Source organism: Peribacillus sp. GL_122, assembly GCF_057835005.1.
In genome coordinates this window covers 3,423,317-3,440,808 of record NZ_CM174415.1, presented here as the reverse complement: position 1 = coordinate 3,440,808, position 17,492 = coordinate 3,423,317, and the positions used below count along the sequence as shown (strand labels likewise).

Annotated in this window: 17 protein-coding genes; 12 read left to right on the top strand and 5 right to left on the bottom strand. The window is 39.3% G+C overall.

Features of this window, described 5'->3' with window-relative positions; translation table 11 throughout:
- The first annotated feature begins 61 nt into the window (after positions 1-61).
- A complete protein-coding gene (locus tag AC3ISB_RS16570) occupies positions 62-469 on the top strand; it encodes a GNAT family N-acetyltransferase (RefSeq protein WP_268592925.1) in 408 nt (135 codons plus the stop codon).
- A gap of 171 nt (positions 470-640) precedes the next feature.
- Positions 641-1,918 carry an IS110 family RNA-guided transposase gene (locus AC3ISB_RS16565; RefSeq protein ID WP_489273730.1) on the top strand — a complete coding sequence of 426 codons (1,278 nt, stop codon included), beginning with the start codon at positions 641-643 and terminating at the stop codon, positions 1,916-1,918.
- A gap of 622 nt (positions 1,919-2,540) precedes the next feature.
- On the opposite strand, the gene AC3ISB_RS16560 is transcribed toward AC3ISB_RS16565, so the two are convergent.
- From AC3ISB_RS16560 to AC3ISB_RS16545, 4 genes are all read right to left on the bottom strand, one after another.
- Positions 2,541-2,756 carry an antibiotic biosynthesis monooxygenase family protein gene (locus tag AC3ISB_RS16560; protein ID WP_489276951.1) on the bottom strand — a complete coding sequence of 72 codons (216 nt, stop codon included), beginning with the start codon at positions 2,754-2,756 and terminating at the stop codon, positions 2,541-2,543.
- A 97-nt stretch (positions 2,757-2,853) separates the two neighbouring features.
- Positions 2,854-3,309: a heme-degrading domain-containing protein gene (locus AC3ISB_RS16555; protein ID WP_141994630.1), complete on the bottom strand. Its 456-nt coding sequence runs from the start codon at positions 3,307-3,309 to the stop codon at positions 2,854-2,856.
- 14 nt (positions 3,310-3,323) lie between these two features.
- On the bottom strand, positions 3,324-4,502 hold the full coding sequence (locus AC3ISB_RS16550) for an MFS transporter (RefSeq protein ID WP_141994631.1): 1,179 nt from the start codon (positions 4,500-4,502) through the stop codon (positions 3,324-3,326).
- 44 nt (positions 4,503-4,546) lie between these two features.
- A complete protein-coding gene (locus AC3ISB_RS16545; RefSeq protein WP_141994632.1) occupies positions 4,547-5,278 on the bottom strand; it encodes an IclR family transcriptional regulator in 732 nt (243 codons plus the stop codon).
- A 623-nt stretch (positions 5,279-5,901) separates the two neighbouring features.
- Between AC3ISB_RS16545 and AC3ISB_RS16540 the strand changes: the two genes are divergently transcribed.
- From AC3ISB_RS16540 to AC3ISB_RS16525, 4 genes are all read left to right on the top strand, one after another.
- On the top strand, positions 5,902-8,076 hold the full coding sequence (locus tag AC3ISB_RS16540; RefSeq protein ID WP_489273729.1) for a DNA topoisomerase III: 2,175 nt from the start codon (positions 5,902-5,904) through the stop codon (positions 8,074-8,076).
- A gap of 102 nt (positions 8,077-8,178) precedes the next feature.
- Positions 8,179-8,607, top strand: a complete 429-nt coding sequence (mntR, locus tag AC3ISB_RS16535) for a transcriptional regulator MntR (protein WP_063234342.1) — start codon at positions 8,179-8,181, stop codon at positions 8,605-8,607.
- A gap of 181 nt (positions 8,608-8,788) precedes the next feature.
- Complete coding sequence (locus AC3ISB_RS16530; protein WP_098369305.1) at positions 8,789-9,484, top strand: class I SAM-dependent methyltransferase; 696 nt, start codon at positions 8,789-8,791, stop codon at positions 9,482-9,484.
- Positions 9,484-10,179: an AIM24 family protein gene (locus AC3ISB_RS16525; RefSeq protein WP_098369306.1), complete on the top strand. Its 696-nt coding sequence runs from the start codon at positions 9,484-9,486 to the stop codon at positions 10,177-10,179. Before AC3ISB_RS16530 ends, AC3ISB_RS16525 begins: the two co-directional genes overlap by 1 nt.
- A 106-nt stretch (positions 10,180-10,285) precedes the next feature.
- On the opposite strand, the gene metA is transcribed toward AC3ISB_RS16525, so the two are convergent.
- Positions 10,286-11,194 (bottom strand): homoserine O-acetyltransferase MetA, encoded by a 909-nt coding sequence (gene metA / locus AC3ISB_RS16520; protein WP_098369307.1) that lies wholly within the window; start codon positions 11,192-11,194, stop codon positions 10,286-10,288.
- 168 nt (positions 11,195-11,362) lie between these two features.
- On the opposite strand from metA, the gene AC3ISB_RS16515 reads away from it, so the two are divergent.
- From AC3ISB_RS16515 to AC3ISB_RS16490, 6 genes are all read left to right on the top strand, one after another.
- Positions 11,363-11,896 (top strand): hypothetical protein, encoded by a 534-nt coding sequence (locus AC3ISB_RS16515; protein ID WP_141994635.1) that lies wholly within the window; start codon positions 11,363-11,365, stop codon positions 11,894-11,896.
- A gap of 77 nt (positions 11,897-11,973) precedes the next feature.
- Entirely contained in the window at positions 11,974-12,450 is a 477-nt protein-coding gene (locus AC3ISB_RS16510; protein WP_098369309.1) for a glutathione peroxidase, read from the top strand.
- A 137-nt stretch (positions 12,451-12,587) separates the two neighbouring features.
- On the top strand, positions 12,588-13,433 hold the full coding sequence (locus AC3ISB_RS16505) for a DegV family protein (RefSeq protein ID WP_098369310.1): 846 nt from the start codon (positions 12,588-12,590) through the stop codon (positions 13,431-13,433).
- A gap of 53 nt (positions 13,434-13,486) precedes the next feature.
- Positions 13,487-14,131 (top strand): HD domain-containing protein, encoded by a 645-nt coding sequence (locus tag AC3ISB_RS16500; protein ID WP_480339407.1) that lies wholly within the window; start codon positions 13,487-13,489, stop codon positions 14,129-14,131.
- Complete coding sequence (locus AC3ISB_RS16495) at positions 14,128-16,005, top strand: ABC-F family ATP-binding cassette domain-containing protein (RefSeq protein ID WP_098369312.1); 1,878 nt, start codon at positions 14,128-14,130, stop codon at positions 16,003-16,005. Before AC3ISB_RS16500 ends, AC3ISB_RS16495 begins: the two co-directional genes overlap by 4 nt.
- A gap of 130 nt (positions 16,006-16,135) precedes the next feature.
- The gene (locus AC3ISB_RS16490) at positions 16,136-17,272 is read left to right on the top strand and encodes a conserved virulence factor C family protein (RefSeq protein ID WP_098369313.1); all 1,137 of its coding nucleotides are present in this window, start codon (positions 16,136-16,138) and stop codon (positions 17,270-17,272) included.
- Positions 17,273-17,492 lie beyond the last annotated feature (220 nt).

Genomic DNA, 17,492 nt, shown 5'->3' with positions numbered 1-17,492 from the left:
ATCATACAAATTATGTGTTGAGATTAAGCTGTAAGATACAAAAATCCAGGGAGGTGCTCATATGGAAAAACCTATACATTATACAATAGAACCACCTGAAAATTTTAAGCAATTACTAACCTTATATGAATCTTTAGGATGGAATTCACTTAAATTAACAGTTAATGATTTGAAACAAATGTGCACTCAAAGTTGGTATGCAATTTATGCTTTTGATGAACAACAGTTAGTGGGTATGGGACGTGTTATTTCAGATGGTGTGATTACTGGAGTTGTATGTGGAGTGTGTGTACTACCGAGCTACCAGTCCAAAGGAATCGGCAAAGAAATGTTGAATCGAATAATTGAACATTGTGAGCAAAATCGAGTAATTCCTCAACTTATGTGTGTAGAAAGTTTGGAATCATATTATGAAACTTTTGGATTTGAGAAGTTTACCATTGGTATGACAAAGAATATAAATCGATAAGTTTAATTTGTTGTCTAATTAAAGGGTGCTTTACTTCATTTTCTTATGGCACTAACGGGGCAGCATTCCTGTTAGGAGGATGTTCGAAGTCTTGAAAGAAAAAGAGCCCTCTTGTATGATGCATGAGTGTCAACGACCATTGACTCAGGATCAAACAAGGAGGACTTCTCTATGCAGTTTAAATGGAATGAAAAAATTAATCAAGTTACTGAAAATACACTCGTTGTTGGTATGGATATTGCCAAGCGTGTTCATTACGCTTGTTTTGTTGATGAACGAGGGCGCGTGATAGAAAAAGCCTTCGCAGTACATCAATCAAAAGAGGGCTTTGAACACCTGTATGAAAAGATTCGTCAAACGATGAAGGAAGCTAAGAAAACAGAAGTAATTGTTGGAATTGAGCCAACAGGCCACTACTGGATGAACTTAGCTAATTTCTTAGATCATTACGGCATACCACTAGTCATGGTGAATCCAATGCATGTCAATCGATCGAAGGAACTGGACGATAATTTACCGACAAAGAACGATAAAAAAGATGCATTAGTCATCGCTCGTTTATTGAAAGATGGGCGTTTTAGCTATCCACGTTTATTAAAAGAAGTAGAAGCAGAACTTCGTATCGGATCTACTCTTCGTTCAAAGTTAACGGAAGATTTAGCGAGTATTAAAAACCGAATCATTCGTTGGCTTGATCGTTATTTTCCCGAGTTTACTCAAGTCTTTCCGGCTTTCGGAAAGATGGCTCTAGCTACATTGGAAATGACTCCGTTGCCACAGGATATCGATGGAAAAAGTGCTGAGGAGCTTGTCTTTCTTTACCGTAAGGTAAAGGGAATGAGAGCCCCACAGCTACCAAAAGCAAAGCTACTTATTGAAGCAGCGACGAACTCAATTGGACTGACAGAAGGGACACAGATGGCCCGACATGAAATTGCCACGCTCCTGCGTCAGTATCGCTTACTAGAAAACGAAATTGAATCTGTGAATAGTCAATTATCCGAAATGGCCCAAACAACTATGGAATATGAGCTGCTGGCTTCAGTTCCTGGATTAGGAGATGCAACCATTGTTGATTTGCTTTCAGAAGTTGGAAGTTTTTCACTTTATGAAAATCCACGCCAATTGATTAAACTAGCGGGATTAACATTACGTGAAAACTCATCTGGTCAACATAAGGGACAAAAACATATCTCCAAACGAGGAAGAAAGCGACTTAGATATATTCTTTTCAAAGTAATAGTACCACTCATTCGTCACAACGAGGGGTTTAAACAGCTTCATGAATATTACACAACACGCCAACAAAATCCCTTACGCGGAAAGCAATCGATGGTGGTACTCTGTGGTAAATTGTTGAAAGTATTGCATGGTATTTGTAAAAAGAAAGTCCATTTTAATGAGCAGAATATGATGAAGGATCTCTACTGCCTCTCAGAGGAAGCGTAAGCATTTCTAACTATCGATTTATAACAAGAAGGATGACACGGAGAAGCCAGCAACATTACTAAACTAAGACCAAGAGTCCCCGGGGCAGCTTAAGCAGGCCTCTGCCTTATGAATAGACCGAACGAAGGAATGTAAGCGCAAATGACGCTAAGAGACATGGGAGGGTACGTCATCATAAGTTTCGCAGAGATCTATTGTGCATCACATAGTGGAGAAAATAGCTGATGATTTCCATTAGTTTTAGCGAAGCGTATGCTCAATTTAGTAATAAAAACCAGAATTTCAATACTCTGTTTAAAAGTAGAATGAAAAAATAATTACCCTAATACACCGAGTGGTGCAAACCGTTGATACATCAATGTTTATAGAGGGAGGTTAGTTCAAGAGTGCGTTTTGATCTTTGTTCAACAATTGGGCCAGATTGTTGAATGTTTTTTAAAAAAAATTTTTTTGTTTATATTATTTAAATCATTGGTCTCGGTGGAAAAGTTTAAGAGCATTCAGCTACTGTTTAAAACTTTTTGACATACAAAACAAATGAGGCATGAGTCCGATTGAATACCGAACTCATGCCTCATAAAGGCAGTCTTTTATAACTGTATACTTGACAGGTACCTGTTGATTAATCATATTTTAGTTCTGTATAGTGCAAGATTTTTGGATAACTATTAAAGAAGTATCTGAGCATAGAGTCCCATTTCTTGAATTTAGCACTCCCTACAAAGCCATCAATATGGTCTTCTAAACTATTCCAATTAACAACGAGTAAAAAATGAGTTGGATTCTCTTTATTTCGGAGCAGTTTGTGAGATAAGTACCCCTCAGAACTGCTTAAGATAGGGAATGCTTCGTTAATTTTTCTGTATAAATTCCTCCACTAACTCTTCTTTGATGAATAACATGGCATGTTCGACAACCATTTGTTTATAAACTCCTTATTTTTTTAAGAAACGTTTTACTCCCTCGACAGCATAATCGTGATCAAGTTGAGGTGTAAGCCCTGCTACTGTTACACTCCCAATTACGCCTATGTCTTTAATACGTATAGGGAAAGATCCGCCTATAGCTTGATAATCAGATGATTGAAGAAGAGAGCTTTCATCATGGGGCGTTCCTTGCTTTTCGAATCTTGCTCCAATATAATGTGAGCTTCTGTTGTAATGATCCACTACGCGTTTTTTTCGATATAGCCAAAATACATTTTCTTCAGAAGTACCATCCATTAGATGGGTGAATAAAGGTACTCGATTACGCTCAATATGAATAGCTACTGCTTTGTTATTTTCTTTGGCATAATTAATTAATGTCATACCAAGATTTAGAGCATCTTCATTTGTAAATGTTTCAAATTGTAATTCCTTTTCTACGTTTTCTAGTTGTTGTAAGTTCATAAATAAACTCTCCCTTAAAATAATTTTTGTTTTTTATCTAATTTATAATTCAGTACGGATAGAAGAAATGCGAATGCCACCATAATGGCACCAATCCATGCCGTATCTAAATACGTTAAATAGTCTACTGCTAATCCACCAAAGGTAGATCCTGCAGCGATCCCTACATTAAAGGCTGATATATTTAGTGCAGATGCAATATCTATTGCAGAAGGAACCAATTTTTCAGCAAGCGTTACAATGTACGCTTGAACTCCTGGAGACATCATAAATGCAAATAAACCTAACAAAATAATAGATAAAATACTTAAACCTTTATTAGGTAGTAATATCATTTGTAATAAAAGTACGATACCTTGGAGTAAAAAGACGAAGCGTAATGATTTAACTGGATGCTGATTGGCCATTTTCCCACCTACTATATTTCCAATGGCAACGGCAACTCCATAAACTAAAAGCAGCAATGAAATAGATCCAGCTGAGTACCCACTGATTTTTTCCAGTATAGGAGCGAGGTAGGTAAATAACGAAAAAGTTCCACCAAAACCTAATGCGGTCATTAATAGTGCCAGTAGAATTCGTTCATTTTTCACAAGTTGCCCTACATCTTTAAGAGTAGGAGGATTTGTTTGTCTGTTCACTTTATCAACGGCAAATACATTTACGATTAGCCCAATAATGCCGAGTACAGCTACCACACCAAATGTAGCGCGCCAACCAAACTGTTGTCCGATATAAGTCCCCATTGGAACACCAGCTATGGTTGCTACTGTTAATCCGGTAAACATAATTGAAATAGCTGTTCCTTTTTTGTTTTCTGGTACGATATCGGCAGCAACTGTAGCTGCAATTGCAAAAAATACACCATGTGCGATAGCAGTAATAACTCGTGAGATAATTAATACTTCATATGTTTCTGCAATGGCCGAAACTGCGTTACCTAAAATGAAAACAATCATTAAGATTAGTAAAAATCCTTTTTTCGGAATACGCCCTGTAATAGCTATTACAATTGGAGTTCCAACAGCTATTGCTACTGCATAACCAGAAATTAAAGCGCCAGCTTTTGTCACCGAAATAGATAGATCATCAGCAACTGTTTGAAGTAAGCCTACAATGACGAACTCAGTTGTTCCAATGGCAAAAGCACTAATGGCCAAAGAAAATAATGCAATGTATACTTTTGTTGACATCTCTTTAATCTATTCCCCCTCCTCAAATTTTAGGGTGTTTTCCATCAAAGCATTTTCGATATACGCGAACTACATTGAATAAGTTTTTTACTTAAAGCTTTATCTAATTTTTTATTCAACCGAAGGGCTGGACCAGCTATCGCAACTGCTGAAATCATATTTCCCTCAAAGATGACAGGAGCAGCAATACAGCGTAAACCTATTTCTGTCTCTTCGTCATCTACTGCGTATCCTTGCTTACGAATGACCTTTAGGTGTTCTTTTAATAAATGCAAGTCTGCAAATGTATTTTTTGTATTTTGCACTAATGTTAATTCTTTAAGGATTCTTTCGAGCTTGGTTTTGTCTAAAAAAGCTAATATGACTTTTCCTAGAGCGCTTAAGTGGACAGGAGCCCGGTCACCAACCTCTGAGTGTGCCCTCATAGAATGAGGTCCGTCAACAACTTGTACGGTGACTACATCCGTTCCATAAAGGATTCCAACATAGGCTGTTTCTCCAACTTCGCTACTCAACTCATGTAAAGGTGGAACCGATAACCAATTTGCTTTTGAGTTATAGGAAGTGGATAAAGATCCCATCTTATTAGTAAGACTATAGGAATTATCAATTTTTTTGACATAGCCCATTATTTCAAGGGTATATAACAAACGAAAAGCCGTTGATTTATTAAATGAGAATGTTTGTATAACTTCACGAAGTGTCATATCCTTTTCTTGCAAAGCATCTAAAATTAGAAGTCCTTTTTTCAGTGTAGCTACTTCGTATTGCTTCAATGGATTCACCTCTCTTTCGTACGTTGTTCATAATAAAATATTGAGAAATAAGATTCAAAAAAAGAGAAAAAGTTTCTATATTTGAAACAGAACCTTTGAATAACGATAGTATTAAGTAACATTTTCCTTCATTAGATTTAGCATTCAAAATATAAAATGAATTATTCACCCTTGATGGGATATGAATAGTGGGAGTTCCGGTAGATATTGGATATATTATATAGAGTTCGGCAAGGAAGTAAAAAGGAGAATAGAGAGAATGGAAGATAAACGAAGTACCTATACCTTTAGCTTTTGTATGAATAATATCAATAAATAACTAAACAGTGAAAAACTATGGGCGAAGTTTAACATCGCGCTTGTTTCTTTTGTATATACTCCGATTCCCCCTAATCTATACTGACCATCCAATAGTGAAGCTTTTTTTTTTTACCTATTAATCCTCCTATATTAAGACAGGTTTATCATCTGCCTGAAAACCTCACTATTCACCGAAGTTAAGCAATCATTTAATGTTTCCTATAGAACAGTTCAGTAAAAACGAAGTCATATCTAGCCGATTGTGATAATTAAGGTATAATGATAGGGGAAGATATTTTTTAACGGATTAGGTGAAGATGAACATGAAGCTAATCATTGCGGAGAAACCAGATCAAGGTTCAACGCTAGCGGCTCAATTTAAAACGAAGAAACAGCAAGGCTATATAGAAATTATGCCGAATGAACTTTTTCCCGATGGAGCTTATGTAACTTGGGCAGTCGGTCATTTATGTCAACTCGTTTCGCCGGAAACCTATCATTCAAAATGGAAAAAATGGTCGATGGAAACGTTGCCGATGATTCCTGAGAAATTTCAATATGAAGTGACCCGACAAAAGGCAAAGCAATTCAATGTTGTAAAGACTTTGCTCAGGAAACAGGAAGTCGATGAAATCATTCATGCAGGTGATGCCGGGCGTGAAGGAGAATTGATTGTCCGCAACATCGTTAATCTATGCAATGTCAATAAACCGATGAAACGTTTATGGATTTCCTCTTTGACCCCAAAAGCGATTTATGAGGGATTCCAAAATCTGAAGAGCGAGGAAAAAACCAGGCCGCTCTATTATGAAGCATATACGAGAGCTTGCGCGGACTGGGTTGTGGGAATGAATGCGTCGAGAGCATATAGTATTTTATTGAAACAAAGGGGCGTTTCGGATGTGTTTTCAGCTGGAAGGGTTCAGACACCGACTCTCGCCTTGATTGTGAAGCGGGAAATGGAAATTGAGCAATTCAAGTCTGAACCGTTCTGGGAAGTGTTCGCTGACTTCAAGATGGATGGAAAGAAATATCAGGGAAAATGGCAGCAGAACAATGATCCGAGAATCAAGACAAAAGAAATGGCGGATAAAATTGCCGCTTTTTGCAAGGGTAAGGAAGCTGAAATAGCTGAAATGGATACAGAAAGGAAAGAATTTCAGCCGCCTTTGTTATTTAATCTCTCGTCATTGCAAGCGACAGTGAACAAGATTTATAAATATTCGCCGAAACAGACGCTTGATATAGTACAAAGTTTATATCAAAAAGGGATCGTTTCTTATCCACGTTCAGATTCCAATTATGTGACGGAGGGGGAAGCTGAAACATTTCCCGATATTTTGCAAAAACTAAGCGGATTTTCGGAATATGAATCCCTGTTTCCTTTGCCACAACCGAACATCATGAATAATAAACGGTTTGTAAATGAAAAGAAAGTGACTGATCACTATGCCATCATCCCGACGGAGCAGGTAACCGACCCAAAGCGGCTTTCCGCTGAAGAACGGAATATTTATGACTTGGTGGTACGCCGCTTGATTGCGGCCCATTATGAGAAAGCCATTTTCGATTACACCACCATTAAAACGCTTGTCGATAAGCGTGCCGAATTCATTTCTAAAGGAAAGCAGCAGATTCAAGAGGGATGGCGCAAAGTGATTTTCCAAAATGACAAGGAAGACGATGATATCATTTTGCCGTCCGTCTCAAAAGGGGATTCTGGAAAGGTCGCCAATATAAAGGTGAAAGAAGGAAAAACCCAGCCTCCTAAGCGCTATACAGAAGGTCAGCTGATCACTTTGATGAAGACTGCCGGAAAGCATCTGGATAATGAAGAGTTAGAAAAGGTGCTGATGAAAACCGAGGGTCTTGGAACCGAAGCAACCCGGGCTGGCATCATTACCATGCTCAAAGACCGTAAATACATCAATGTCAAAAAAAACCAGGTATTTGCGACTGATAAAGGGAAAGTGCTGATTACCGCGATTGGGGAGAAAATCCTGGCTTCACCCGAGATGACAGCCAAATGGGAACAGCGTTTAAGGGAAATCGGTGAAGGGAAGGCTTCAGCTGGCGGATTTATGGAAGCTGTTAAAAAGATGTCAGCAAAAATAATCAGTGATGCCGTGGAATCATCGGAAAGCTGGGATTTTCAAGGGCTGGACACCGAGTCGATTCAACGGAGCGGCCCTAATAAGAGAAGTTCAGCATCTGTGGGCAGCTGTAAACTATGCGGTTCTAAGATTGTCGATAAAGGGGAATTCTATGGATGTGTAAGTTATCAAAAAACAAAGTGTAACTTTACAATCTCCAAAAAAATCCTTAATAAGAAAATTAGTCAAGCAAATATAAAAAAGCTGTTGGCGAGCGGTGAAACGGATTTGATAAGCGGTTTTAAAAAAGGGGAAAAGACCTTTGATGCCATATTATCTTGGTCCGACTCTGAAAAGAAGATCAGTTTTACATTCCCAACAGAACAAAACGTCAAGCAAACTTGAGAAGAAACATCATTAAAGGCGCCCTGAGACTTATATCATCTTGTTTCAGGGTCGTTTATATAGTAAAATTTTTAGATATGCGTTTGAATGGGAGGATTCCGAATGCCTACACCGAGCATGGAGGATTACATAGAACAAATTTATTTACTTATTGAAGAAAAAGGATATGCAAGAGTTTCCGATATTGCCGAAAATCTTTCCGTCCACCCTTCTTCAGTTACAAAAATGGTTCAAAAACTTGATCAAGAAAAATATTTGATATACGAAAAGTACCGAGGTCTCGTTTTAACTGCAAATGGGAAAAAAGTTGGTAAAAGGCTCGTATACCGGCATGAACTTTTAGAACAGATGCTAAGGTTGATTGGGGTCAAGGAAGAAAATATTTATCATGATGTAGAGGGGATCGAACACCACCTTAGCTGGAATGCCATCGATAGGATTGGAGACCTGGTTGAATTCTTTGAAGAATCTCCTGACCGTGTCGAGGATTTACGAAAGATACAAAAAAGAAATGAAGAAAATTCAAAATAAGCTGCCGTTGGCAGTTTTTTTTTATGTATTTGAAAATCATCTGTATTCCTGAACGAAGTTATAAAAGAGGATTTTTTAATTTTGAGCAGAATAGCTATAAAGAAGCCCCGTTATTTTGATTCTGGAAACTGAGTGTTTTTAATATAGTAGGAACTTGCTTAATTAGGAGGGGGAATTTCTGATGAATTTACATACATGGCATAAAGAATCGAAAAAGGAATGGGATGTTTTTGCACCTATGTGGGTGAAGAACTCGCAAGAAATGTGGGAAACGGGGAGCCGGAAAAACATTATTCCTTTCTTTTCTGAATATGTACCTTCGAAAGTGAAGGTGGCTGACATTGGCTGTGGAGATGGAGTTGGTTCCTTGAAATTGGCCGAAGCGGGATTTGAAGTAACCGGAGTTGATTTATCCAATGTGATGATTGAATTTGCAAAGGGGAAAACCGCTCAACAACCAGAACTTTCTTTCCTGCAAGGGGATTTTTATAATCTTCCATTCAAAGATGAAGAACTGGATGCGGCAATGGTCATTAATTCTTTGGAATATACGGGTGAACCATTAACGGTGATGAAGGAAATTCAACGGGTAATAAAGCCTGGCGGTTATGCCTGTTTTGGTATACTTGGTCCAACAGCTGAACCACGAAAAAAATTCAGTTTTCAACGGTTATTAGGAGATAAAGTCATCATGAATACAATGCAGCCTTGGGAATTTGAAAAAATGGCTTTAGAAACCGGATGGAAGGCAGTGGCTGATACCGGCGTTGCAAAGAGAGGGGTGGACTATACAAAGCTGGGGCATTTTTCAAAGGAGTTAAAGCAAGCTGTATCGTTCATGTGGCTTTTCCTCCTTCAAAAAGAGGTGGGGCAGTGATGGAGAAGTATCAAATCGATCAATTTGTTGAAAAGACGAAACAGCAGGATAAAGGGCAAGGTTTATTCGAACTTGAAACGGAACGAATCCTGGAGATTAATTTGGAACAGCAGATCTGGGCAAAAATGGGGACGATGGTTTCTTATCGCGGACAAATTAAATTCGAGCGGGAAGGTATCTTGGAGCATGGTCTTGGTAAACTCTTCAAAAAGGCTTTGACTGGTGAGGGTGCATCTTTGATGAAAGCGACTGGAAGCGGAAAGCTATACGTCGCGGATCAAGGAAAGAAGATTTCCATTTTACAGTTAAATGGGGAATCGATCTGTGTTAACGGAAATGATTTACTTGCATTTGAGCCGGGGATTCAATGGGATATAAAAATGATGCGGCGCATTGCCGGATTATTGGCGGGGGGATTGTTCAACGTAAGGCTCGAGGGGAGAGGCATGGTCGCATTCACTTCCCATTATGAGCCGCTTACTTTAATGGTGGAACATGGGAATCCAGTCTATACTGACCCGAATGCCACAGTGGCTTGGTCTGGGGAATTGCAGCCTGAATTCGTAACGGATGTTTCACTGAAGTCGTTTTTTGGTAGGGGAAGCGGAGAATCCGTTCAAATGAAATTCGAAGGTCAAGGATTTGTGGTCGTCCAACCTTTTGAAGAGGTTTATTTCGGCAATAAGGAATCATGAAACAAACAACCTGAGTCAGAAACTCAGGTTGTTTCCCATGATAATCGGAAGTGGCTGACCAAAAAACGATTCACTTAAACGTGAAAGCTTCTTTTTTCTTACCCTTTCAATCCCACTCATAAGGGGTTGATTGGTAGACATAATAGTTCAGCCAATTCGAGAACATCAGGCTGCAATGGCTCTTCCAGCGGTGAAGAGGTACCTTGGTCGGATCGTTATCAGGAAAGTAATTTTCAGGGAGTTGCGTATTGATTCCACGCTCCCTATCGCGCTTGTATTCTTCACCAAGGGTATCGGCATCATACTCAAAATGGCCGGTAACCATAATTCTTTTTCCATCAACTGAAGCAGCAATCAATACACCAGCTTGATCGGACTGTGCGAGAACCTTCAGTTCTGGATGGTTAACTAATTTTTGATAGTCAATATCCGTATGGCGAGAATGAGGGGCCATAAAATAATCATCGAATCCGCGGACTAGATTTTCATTCGGTTCAAGGACCTCATGGGTGTATATCCCGAAGCATTTCTCTGGAAGTTCGTATTTGCCTATTCCATAATGATGGTACAGGGCAGCTTGTGCCCCCCAACAAATATGTAGGGTGGATGTGACATTTTCACTTGACCAGTTCATGATACTCTGCAGTTCTTCCCAATAATTAACATCTGAAAATTCGAGCTTTTCTACTGGAGCACCTGTAATTATCAAGCCGTCATACTTCTTCGTGCGGATATCATTAAATGATTTATAAAATTGATCTAAATGAAATTTACTTGTGTTTTTTGATTCATGTGTGCTCAAGCGCAGGAATGATATATTTACTTGAATCGGAGTATTGCCAAGAAAGCGCAGTAACTGGGCCTCCGTTTTTTCTTTCTCTGGCATCAGGTTTAATATTAATATATTCAATGGACGGATTTCCTGATTGGTAGCTCTTTCCTCATCCATTACGAAGATATTTTCCTGTTCTAAAATTTCCCTTGCTGGCAGTTGTTCCGGAATTCTGATTGGCATGATTAGCCTCCTTCTTCAAAAATCATAATATTTTAATTATATAGAAAATTATTGAATAGAAAAGCTATTTTAATAATTTCTTGTAAATCCCGAAGGAAATGGCCTGGGAATGGTAAAATGGGAAGTTCATGAATACATAAACTATGAAGTTGGAGAGGTGTTTGGAGATTGTTTGATCCTACAGCATTTGAGAACATGAAAGTGGTTTTGGAAGGAGCGGTTTACGATCGTGACTTCATTGGAGATATATTGGTCATAAAACGTGATGATATAGTTAATCTCTCGACTATGTCCAGATCATATAAGATTGAGATGGAATTGAAAAAACCAAACGCGCCTATTTCGATTAGCGGTGCGATTGAGTTACAGGCTTCACTCAAGAACTTAAGTTCGGAGTTACTCGATGCAGCTATTGATGAAACTCATTCGGGCTGCACAGTCGATATTTTCATTACTTTTCCCAAAAAGCTGGATGAAGTGAATGCTGAACAATTGTTAAATGAACTGGAAAAAATTTGGGGAGATCAGAGAATCATTACAGTGACGACCAGCGATACGGTGAGTAAAAAAATGCAACACGTTACTTCTTCTATATATAAAGTTTCATTTGGAAGGCTTGTAAAAGAAGAACAAATGGATGATTTGGAAGACATGGTAGAGTATTTGATTCAATCCATACAAGCAGTGAAGATTCAGGGATGAAAGGAAAGGATAAAAGTTGGTAAACCTACCTTTAAATACGGTAAAATGAATCATCATACTAAAGGGAGAGATCATACATGTCCATTTACGAATTTGAAGTCAATAAAATCAATGGCGAAACCATCTCGCTTGAGGAATATAGAGGGAAAGTGATGATTATAGTGAATACCGCAAGCAAATGCGGTTTTTCGCCACAGTATGATGATTTGCAAAGCCTGTATGTGCGATATAAAGAGGATGGGGTAGTCGTGCTTGGTTTTCCTTGTAATCAGTTTTTGAATCAGGAGCCTGGTGATGATCTGGAAATCGACTCATACTGCAAATTGAATCATGGTATAACATTCCCGATGTTTGCAAAAGTGAATGTCAATGGCAAGGAAGCCCATCCCTTATTCAGCTACCTGACTGAAAATGCTCCTGGAGTGATGGGGTCCAAATCGATAAAATGGAATTTTACAAAGTTCTTGATTGATCGTAATGGAAATATAGTGAGCCGGTATGCACCTAAAACAAAACCTCTGGAAATGGAAGAGGATATAAAAAAATTATTATGAAGAATGATATCGAGTCCAACGGAAGCTCCAGTTGGGCTCTTTTTTTGAGGTAAGATATTTATATGCATCCATATTTAAAAGGGGACAGATGGTTGGGATGTTGAATATAATGGAAGACACAAATGAGGGGGGAAACCATGGAACGAATTGCATGGGTAATAGATAGTACGGGAACTTTGGACGAAGAATTATCATTGAATGAACACGTATACGTCGTTCCGATGGTCGTCATCATTGATGGGAAGGAATATGAAGATGGTGTCGACCTATTACCTGAGGAATTATACCGGCGGATGAGTGAAGAAAAAATCACCGCCACTACTTCACAGCCCTCGGTCGGCAGATTCCAAGAGTTATATAAGGAGCTTGAAAAACGCTATGATCGAATCATAGCCGTACATCTTTCAAGTGAATTGAGCGGGACAGTTTCCGCGAGCAGGCAAGCTGCACAAATGGTTTCGATCCCTGTTGACGTTTTTGATACTTTACTTATTTCCTTTCCAATGCTATTAATCTTGAAAAGGCTCATGCATTATATTGATAATGGCGATTCCATCAATGAGGCTTTCGTCAAAACGAGAATGTATGCGGATAACCATGAAACCTATGTATTAATTGGTTCTTTAGATCAGCTTCATCGCAGCGGCAGGTTAACGAACGCACAGTATATTCTAGGAAGCCTATTGAGCTTTAAACCCATTATTTCAATCGAAAATGGTGTGCTTCATACTAAATCTAAACCTCGGAACCTTAAAAAAGCGGAAAAACAGATCTTCGCTGATTTTCGCAGATCAGTCGAGGCGGGAAAAGTAAAAGAATGCACCATATTATATGGTGCAGTGTCGGAGCAGGCACAAAGATGGAAAAAGATGATTACCGAAGAATTTCCTCATGTGTTGATCCATGTATCCCCACTGGGCAGTGCCATCGGGGTGCATACCGGTGAACAGACGATTGGGATCAGTTGGTTCAATGAAGATTAAAGCACACCATTTTTGAGAACCATGGTAAAATAGAAGGGACTTGGAGTGGTGATATGAAACAAACGATGATTGAATTGACGGAGAAGTATGTATATGACCAATTGAATTCTGATGCCAGCGGTCATGATTGGTTCCATATCGATCGTGTTCGTAAGCTGGCTTTACATATTGCAAAAGAAGAACGAAAAGGAAATGAGTTTATCATTGAATTGGCGGCTCTGCTTCATGATATCCCGGATGATAAACTAAACCAGGAAGCCGATGAAGGCTGGAAAAAGCTTGACGTTTGGTTTGATGAAATAAAGTTGGATATTGATAGTGTTGATGCCATCAAACAGATCATCAATACAATTTCATATAGTGCAGGGCAGTTGAAGCTTCCTTCGATCGAGGCTGAAATTGTTCAGGATGCGGACCGCTTGGATGCAATTGGTGCCATTGGCGTAGCCAGGACATTTGCATTTGGCGGAAAAAAGGGACAACTTATGTATGATCCTTCATTGCCCATAAGGGAAAACATGACCAAGAAGGAATACAGGAGTGGCAAAAGCTCATCCATTCATCACTTTCATGAGAAATTATTGCGTTTGCAAGATATGCTCAATACTTGTACAGCCAAGAAGATTGCAAGTGATAGGCATGAATATATGGTTGGATTTTTAGAGGAATTTAATAAGGAATGGGATGTACGATTATGAAAGTTTTTAGCATGGAACATGTAATGAAAACCCAAGGGGAAAAGCTGCTTTTTAAAGATGTCTCTTTTTCCATTACCGAAGGGGAAAAAATCGGGATCGTTGGTATAAACGGCACCGGCAAATCGACATTATTGAATATCATCGCAGGCTTGGAAGACAGTGATTTAGGAACGAAGGATCATCCGAATGATTACACGATTTCCTATCTATCCCAAGATCCGCATTTTGATGAGGATTTGACGATCATGGAATATATGTATGAAAGTTCAACTCCTGTATTTTCATTGATTAAGGAGTATGAAAAGACGCTCGTTCAACTCCAGGTAGATCCACAGAATAGTGTAATTCAGGACCGTTTGTTAAAGCAGCAACAGGATATGGACACGCTTGGTGCCTGGGATACAAGTGCCAATGCCAGAACGATACTGACCAAGCTTGGTCTTCCTGATCACTCAAGAAAATTGGGGGAACTGTCAGGTGGCCAAAAAAAGCGTGCGGCCCTGGCAAAAACCTTGATTGAGACCCCTGATTTACTGATTTTGGATGAGCCGACGAACCATCTCGATTTTGAAAGCATCACTTGGCTTGAAGAATATTTGGGGAAATATCAAAAGTCCGTTTTATTTGTGACCCATGATCGATATTTCCTTGATCGCGTGTCCAATAAGATTTGGGAAATTGCCCAAACGCAGCTTTTCGAATACAAAGGAAACTATGCGGATTATTTAGAATCAAAGGCCATTCGTGAAGAGAATGAAACGGCTGAAAGATCGAAAAAGGAAAGTCTATTCAAAAAAGAACTGGCTTGGATCCGGAAAGGCGCAAAGGCCCGTACAACGAAACAAAAGGCCAGGATCCAACGCTTCGAAACATTGGAATCAGGTGTAAAGGATAAGCAGAAAACAGAGAACCTGGAAATGGAATTAAGCGGTGCCCGCCTTGGGAAAAAGGTACTCGAGATGCAGGATGTTTCTAAATCCTTCGGGGATCGAACCATCATCAACCATTTTTCCTTCCTCTTCAAACCGGGTGATCGAATTGGGATCGTCGGTAATAATGGCAGTGGAAAATCAACCTTGTTAAATATCCTGGCCGGACGGGAATCTATAGATGAAGGAAACCTGGAAAAAGGGCAAACCGTGAAAATAGGGTACTATACGCAAGAAAGCGTCGATATGGATGAGAATTTGCGCATGATCGAGTATATTCGGGAAACGGCGGATTCAATCGCCCTTAAAGATGGCAGTTTCATATCGGCTGCGCAGATGCTTGAAAGGTTCTTGTTTCCAATGGGCTCTCATGGGACGCCTATTCGCAAGCTTTCCGGAGGGGAGAAAAGGCGTTTATATCTTCTTAATATTTTGATGTCGGCACCTAATGTCTTGCTTTTGGATGAACCGACAAATGATTTGGACACGCAAACCTTGACCGTTCTGGAGGATTATTTAGAAACGTTTTCAGGTGTAGTCATTACTGTATCACATGATAGGTATTTCCTGGATAAGACGTGCCATCAGCTTCTTGTTTTCAAGAATAAAGCTGAAATTGATTTCTATTACGGCAGTTATTCAGAGTTCTTGGAAGAAAAGACTGAAGAGGCCGTGCCAGTAAAAGCACCAGAACCTCAGATGAACCGGACCGAAAAGAAAAAGAAAAAACTAACTTATGCGGAAAGTAAGGAATGGGAAGAGATAGAAGGGAACATGGAACGGGTCGAGTTGCGCCTGAAAGACATAACATCAGAAATGTCAGCAGCGGGAAGCGATTTTGAAAAAGTCCGCCTGCTGCTTGAAGAAGAAAAGGAACTAACGGATAAATTAGACCATTTGATGGAAAGATGGACGTATTTAGCGGAAAAATTGGAAGAGGAATGAGCGGGATGACCGGTCCAAGGGAGCAAACTTGGACCGGTCTTTTTTTAGCCAATCTCAATTGCATGAGAATCTGTTGCCGATGTGATAATATCTAGTACATGGAAACGTCTTGTTAAAGGAGAGAAATGCATTGAAAATTAAGTCGATAGAACCTACACCAAGTCCGAATACAATGAAAATCAATTTAACTGAAGAGCTATTAGCTGGTAAAAGCAATAATTATAAGAAAGATCAAGCTGACCAAGCACCCCAGCTGATTAGAGATTTATTTACGATCGAGGGAGTGAAAGGGGTATATCATGTTGCGGACTTCTTAGCCGTTGAGCGAAATGCAAAATATGATTGGAAAGATATCTTGGTCCAAATCCGTCAAGTTTTCGGGGAAAAAACCGAAGAACAAAATCAACAAACGGCATTAAATGAACATTACGGTGAAGTAACTGTTGCCATTCAACAATTCAAGGGCATTCCGATGCAAATTAAAGCAAGTGATAGCCAACACGAAAAACGTTTTGCCTTACCGGATTATTTCATAAAGGGCATTTCCGCTGCTCAAAAAGAAGATGACAATGTAGTACTGCTTCGAAAATGGAAGGATTATGGCGTAAGATATGGTGATATGGAAGATATCGTGAAGGAAGTATCCGATGAGTTGATTGCAGCTTACCCGGAAGAACGAATTAATCGGCTGGTAGCCGCTGCAAAAGAAATGGTGGATACGAAGGAAGCAATTTTGAAACGACCAAAAATTAAACTGACTGCAGAAATGCTGAATGACGAAAGCTGGGAAAAGCGTTATCAGGCTTTAGAACAAATGGAAGATCCAACGGTTGATGATATACCCGTATTGGACATGGCACTCTCCGATAGTAAGGTCTCCATTCGAAGGCTCGCGGTAGTATACTTGGGTATGATCGAAGATAGAAAAGTGCTTCCGAGCTTGTATAAAGCATTGAATGATAAAAGTGCGGCCGTAAGACGTACGGCTGGGGATTGTTTATCCGATCTTGGCTTTGAAGAAGCGATGGGAGAAATGTCTCAATCACTTTCGGATAAAAATAAATTGGTTAGATGGAGGGCGGCGATGTTTTTATATGAAGTGGGAAATGAGACGACCCTCCCTTATCTTAAGCAAGCGGAACAGGACCCTGAATTCGAAGTGGCCCTGCAGGTCAAGATGGCCATTGACCGTATAGAAAATGGGGAAGAAGCAAAAGGTTCGGTTTGGAAGCAGATGACAGAATCAAGACAAGCGAATGACAAGTGATATTTGTTGGGAATAACTTAATGGAATCTAAAATGGTTACAGGCAAAAGGCATGCGGATGATTTAATCCGTATGCCTTTTTATTATTGAAGCGGATCTTCAAGTCATTTGACATTCGTTCCCCTAGGTCGGAATCCAAAACATTCAAAATGGCTAATTTTTCGATATACAGAAGTTTTTATGATATAAATTTGATCTCTATTATTTTAGTAAAATGATTT

Coding starts and splice junctions, on each gene's coding strand:
- AC3ISB_RS16505 (WP_098369310.1), top strand. CDS start 12,588: ATGGAACGAATTGCATGGGTAATAGATAGTACGGGAACTTTGGACGAA.
- AC3ISB_RS16550 (WP_141994631.1), bottom strand. CDS start 4,502: ATGTCAACAAAAGTATACATTGCATTATTTTCTTTGGCCATTAGTGCT.
- AC3ISB_RS16570 (WP_268592925.1), top strand. CDS start 62: ATGGAAAAACCTATACATTATACAATAGAACCACCTGAAAATTTTAAG.
- AC3ISB_RS16555 (WP_141994630.1), bottom strand. CDS start 3,309: ATGAACTTACAACAACTAGAAAACGTAGAAAAGGAATTACAATTTGAA.
- AC3ISB_RS16510 (WP_098369309.1), top strand. CDS start 11,974: ATGTCCATTTACGAATTTGAAGTCAATAAAATCAATGGCGAAACCATC.
- AC3ISB_RS16495 (WP_098369312.1), top strand. CDS start 14,128: ATGAAAGTTTTTAGCATGGAACATGTAATGAAAACCCAAGGGGAAAAG.
- AC3ISB_RS16540 (WP_489273729.1), top strand. CDS start 5,902: ATGAAGCTAATCATTGCGGAGAAACCAGATCAAGGTTCAACGCTAGCG.
- AC3ISB_RS16565 (WP_489273730.1), top strand. CDS start 641: ATGCAGTTTAAATGGAATGAAAAAATTAATCAAGTTACTGAAAATACA.
- AC3ISB_RS16500 (WP_480339407.1), top strand. CDS start 13,487: ATGAAACAAACGATGATTGAATTGACGGAGAAGTATGTATATGACCAA.
- AC3ISB_RS16525 (WP_098369306.1), top strand. CDS start 9,484: ATGGAGAAGTATCAAATCGATCAATTTGTTGAAAAGACGAAACAGCAG.
- mntR (WP_063234342.1), top strand. CDS start 8,179: ATGCCTACACCGAGCATGGAGGATTACATAGAACAAATTTATTTACTT.
- AC3ISB_RS16530 (WP_098369305.1), top strand. CDS start 8,789: ATGAATTTACATACATGGCATAAAGAATCGAAAAAGGAATGGGATGTT.
- metA (WP_098369307.1), bottom strand. CDS start 11,194: ATGCCAATCAGAATTCCGGAACAACTGCCAGCAAGGGAAATTTTAGAA.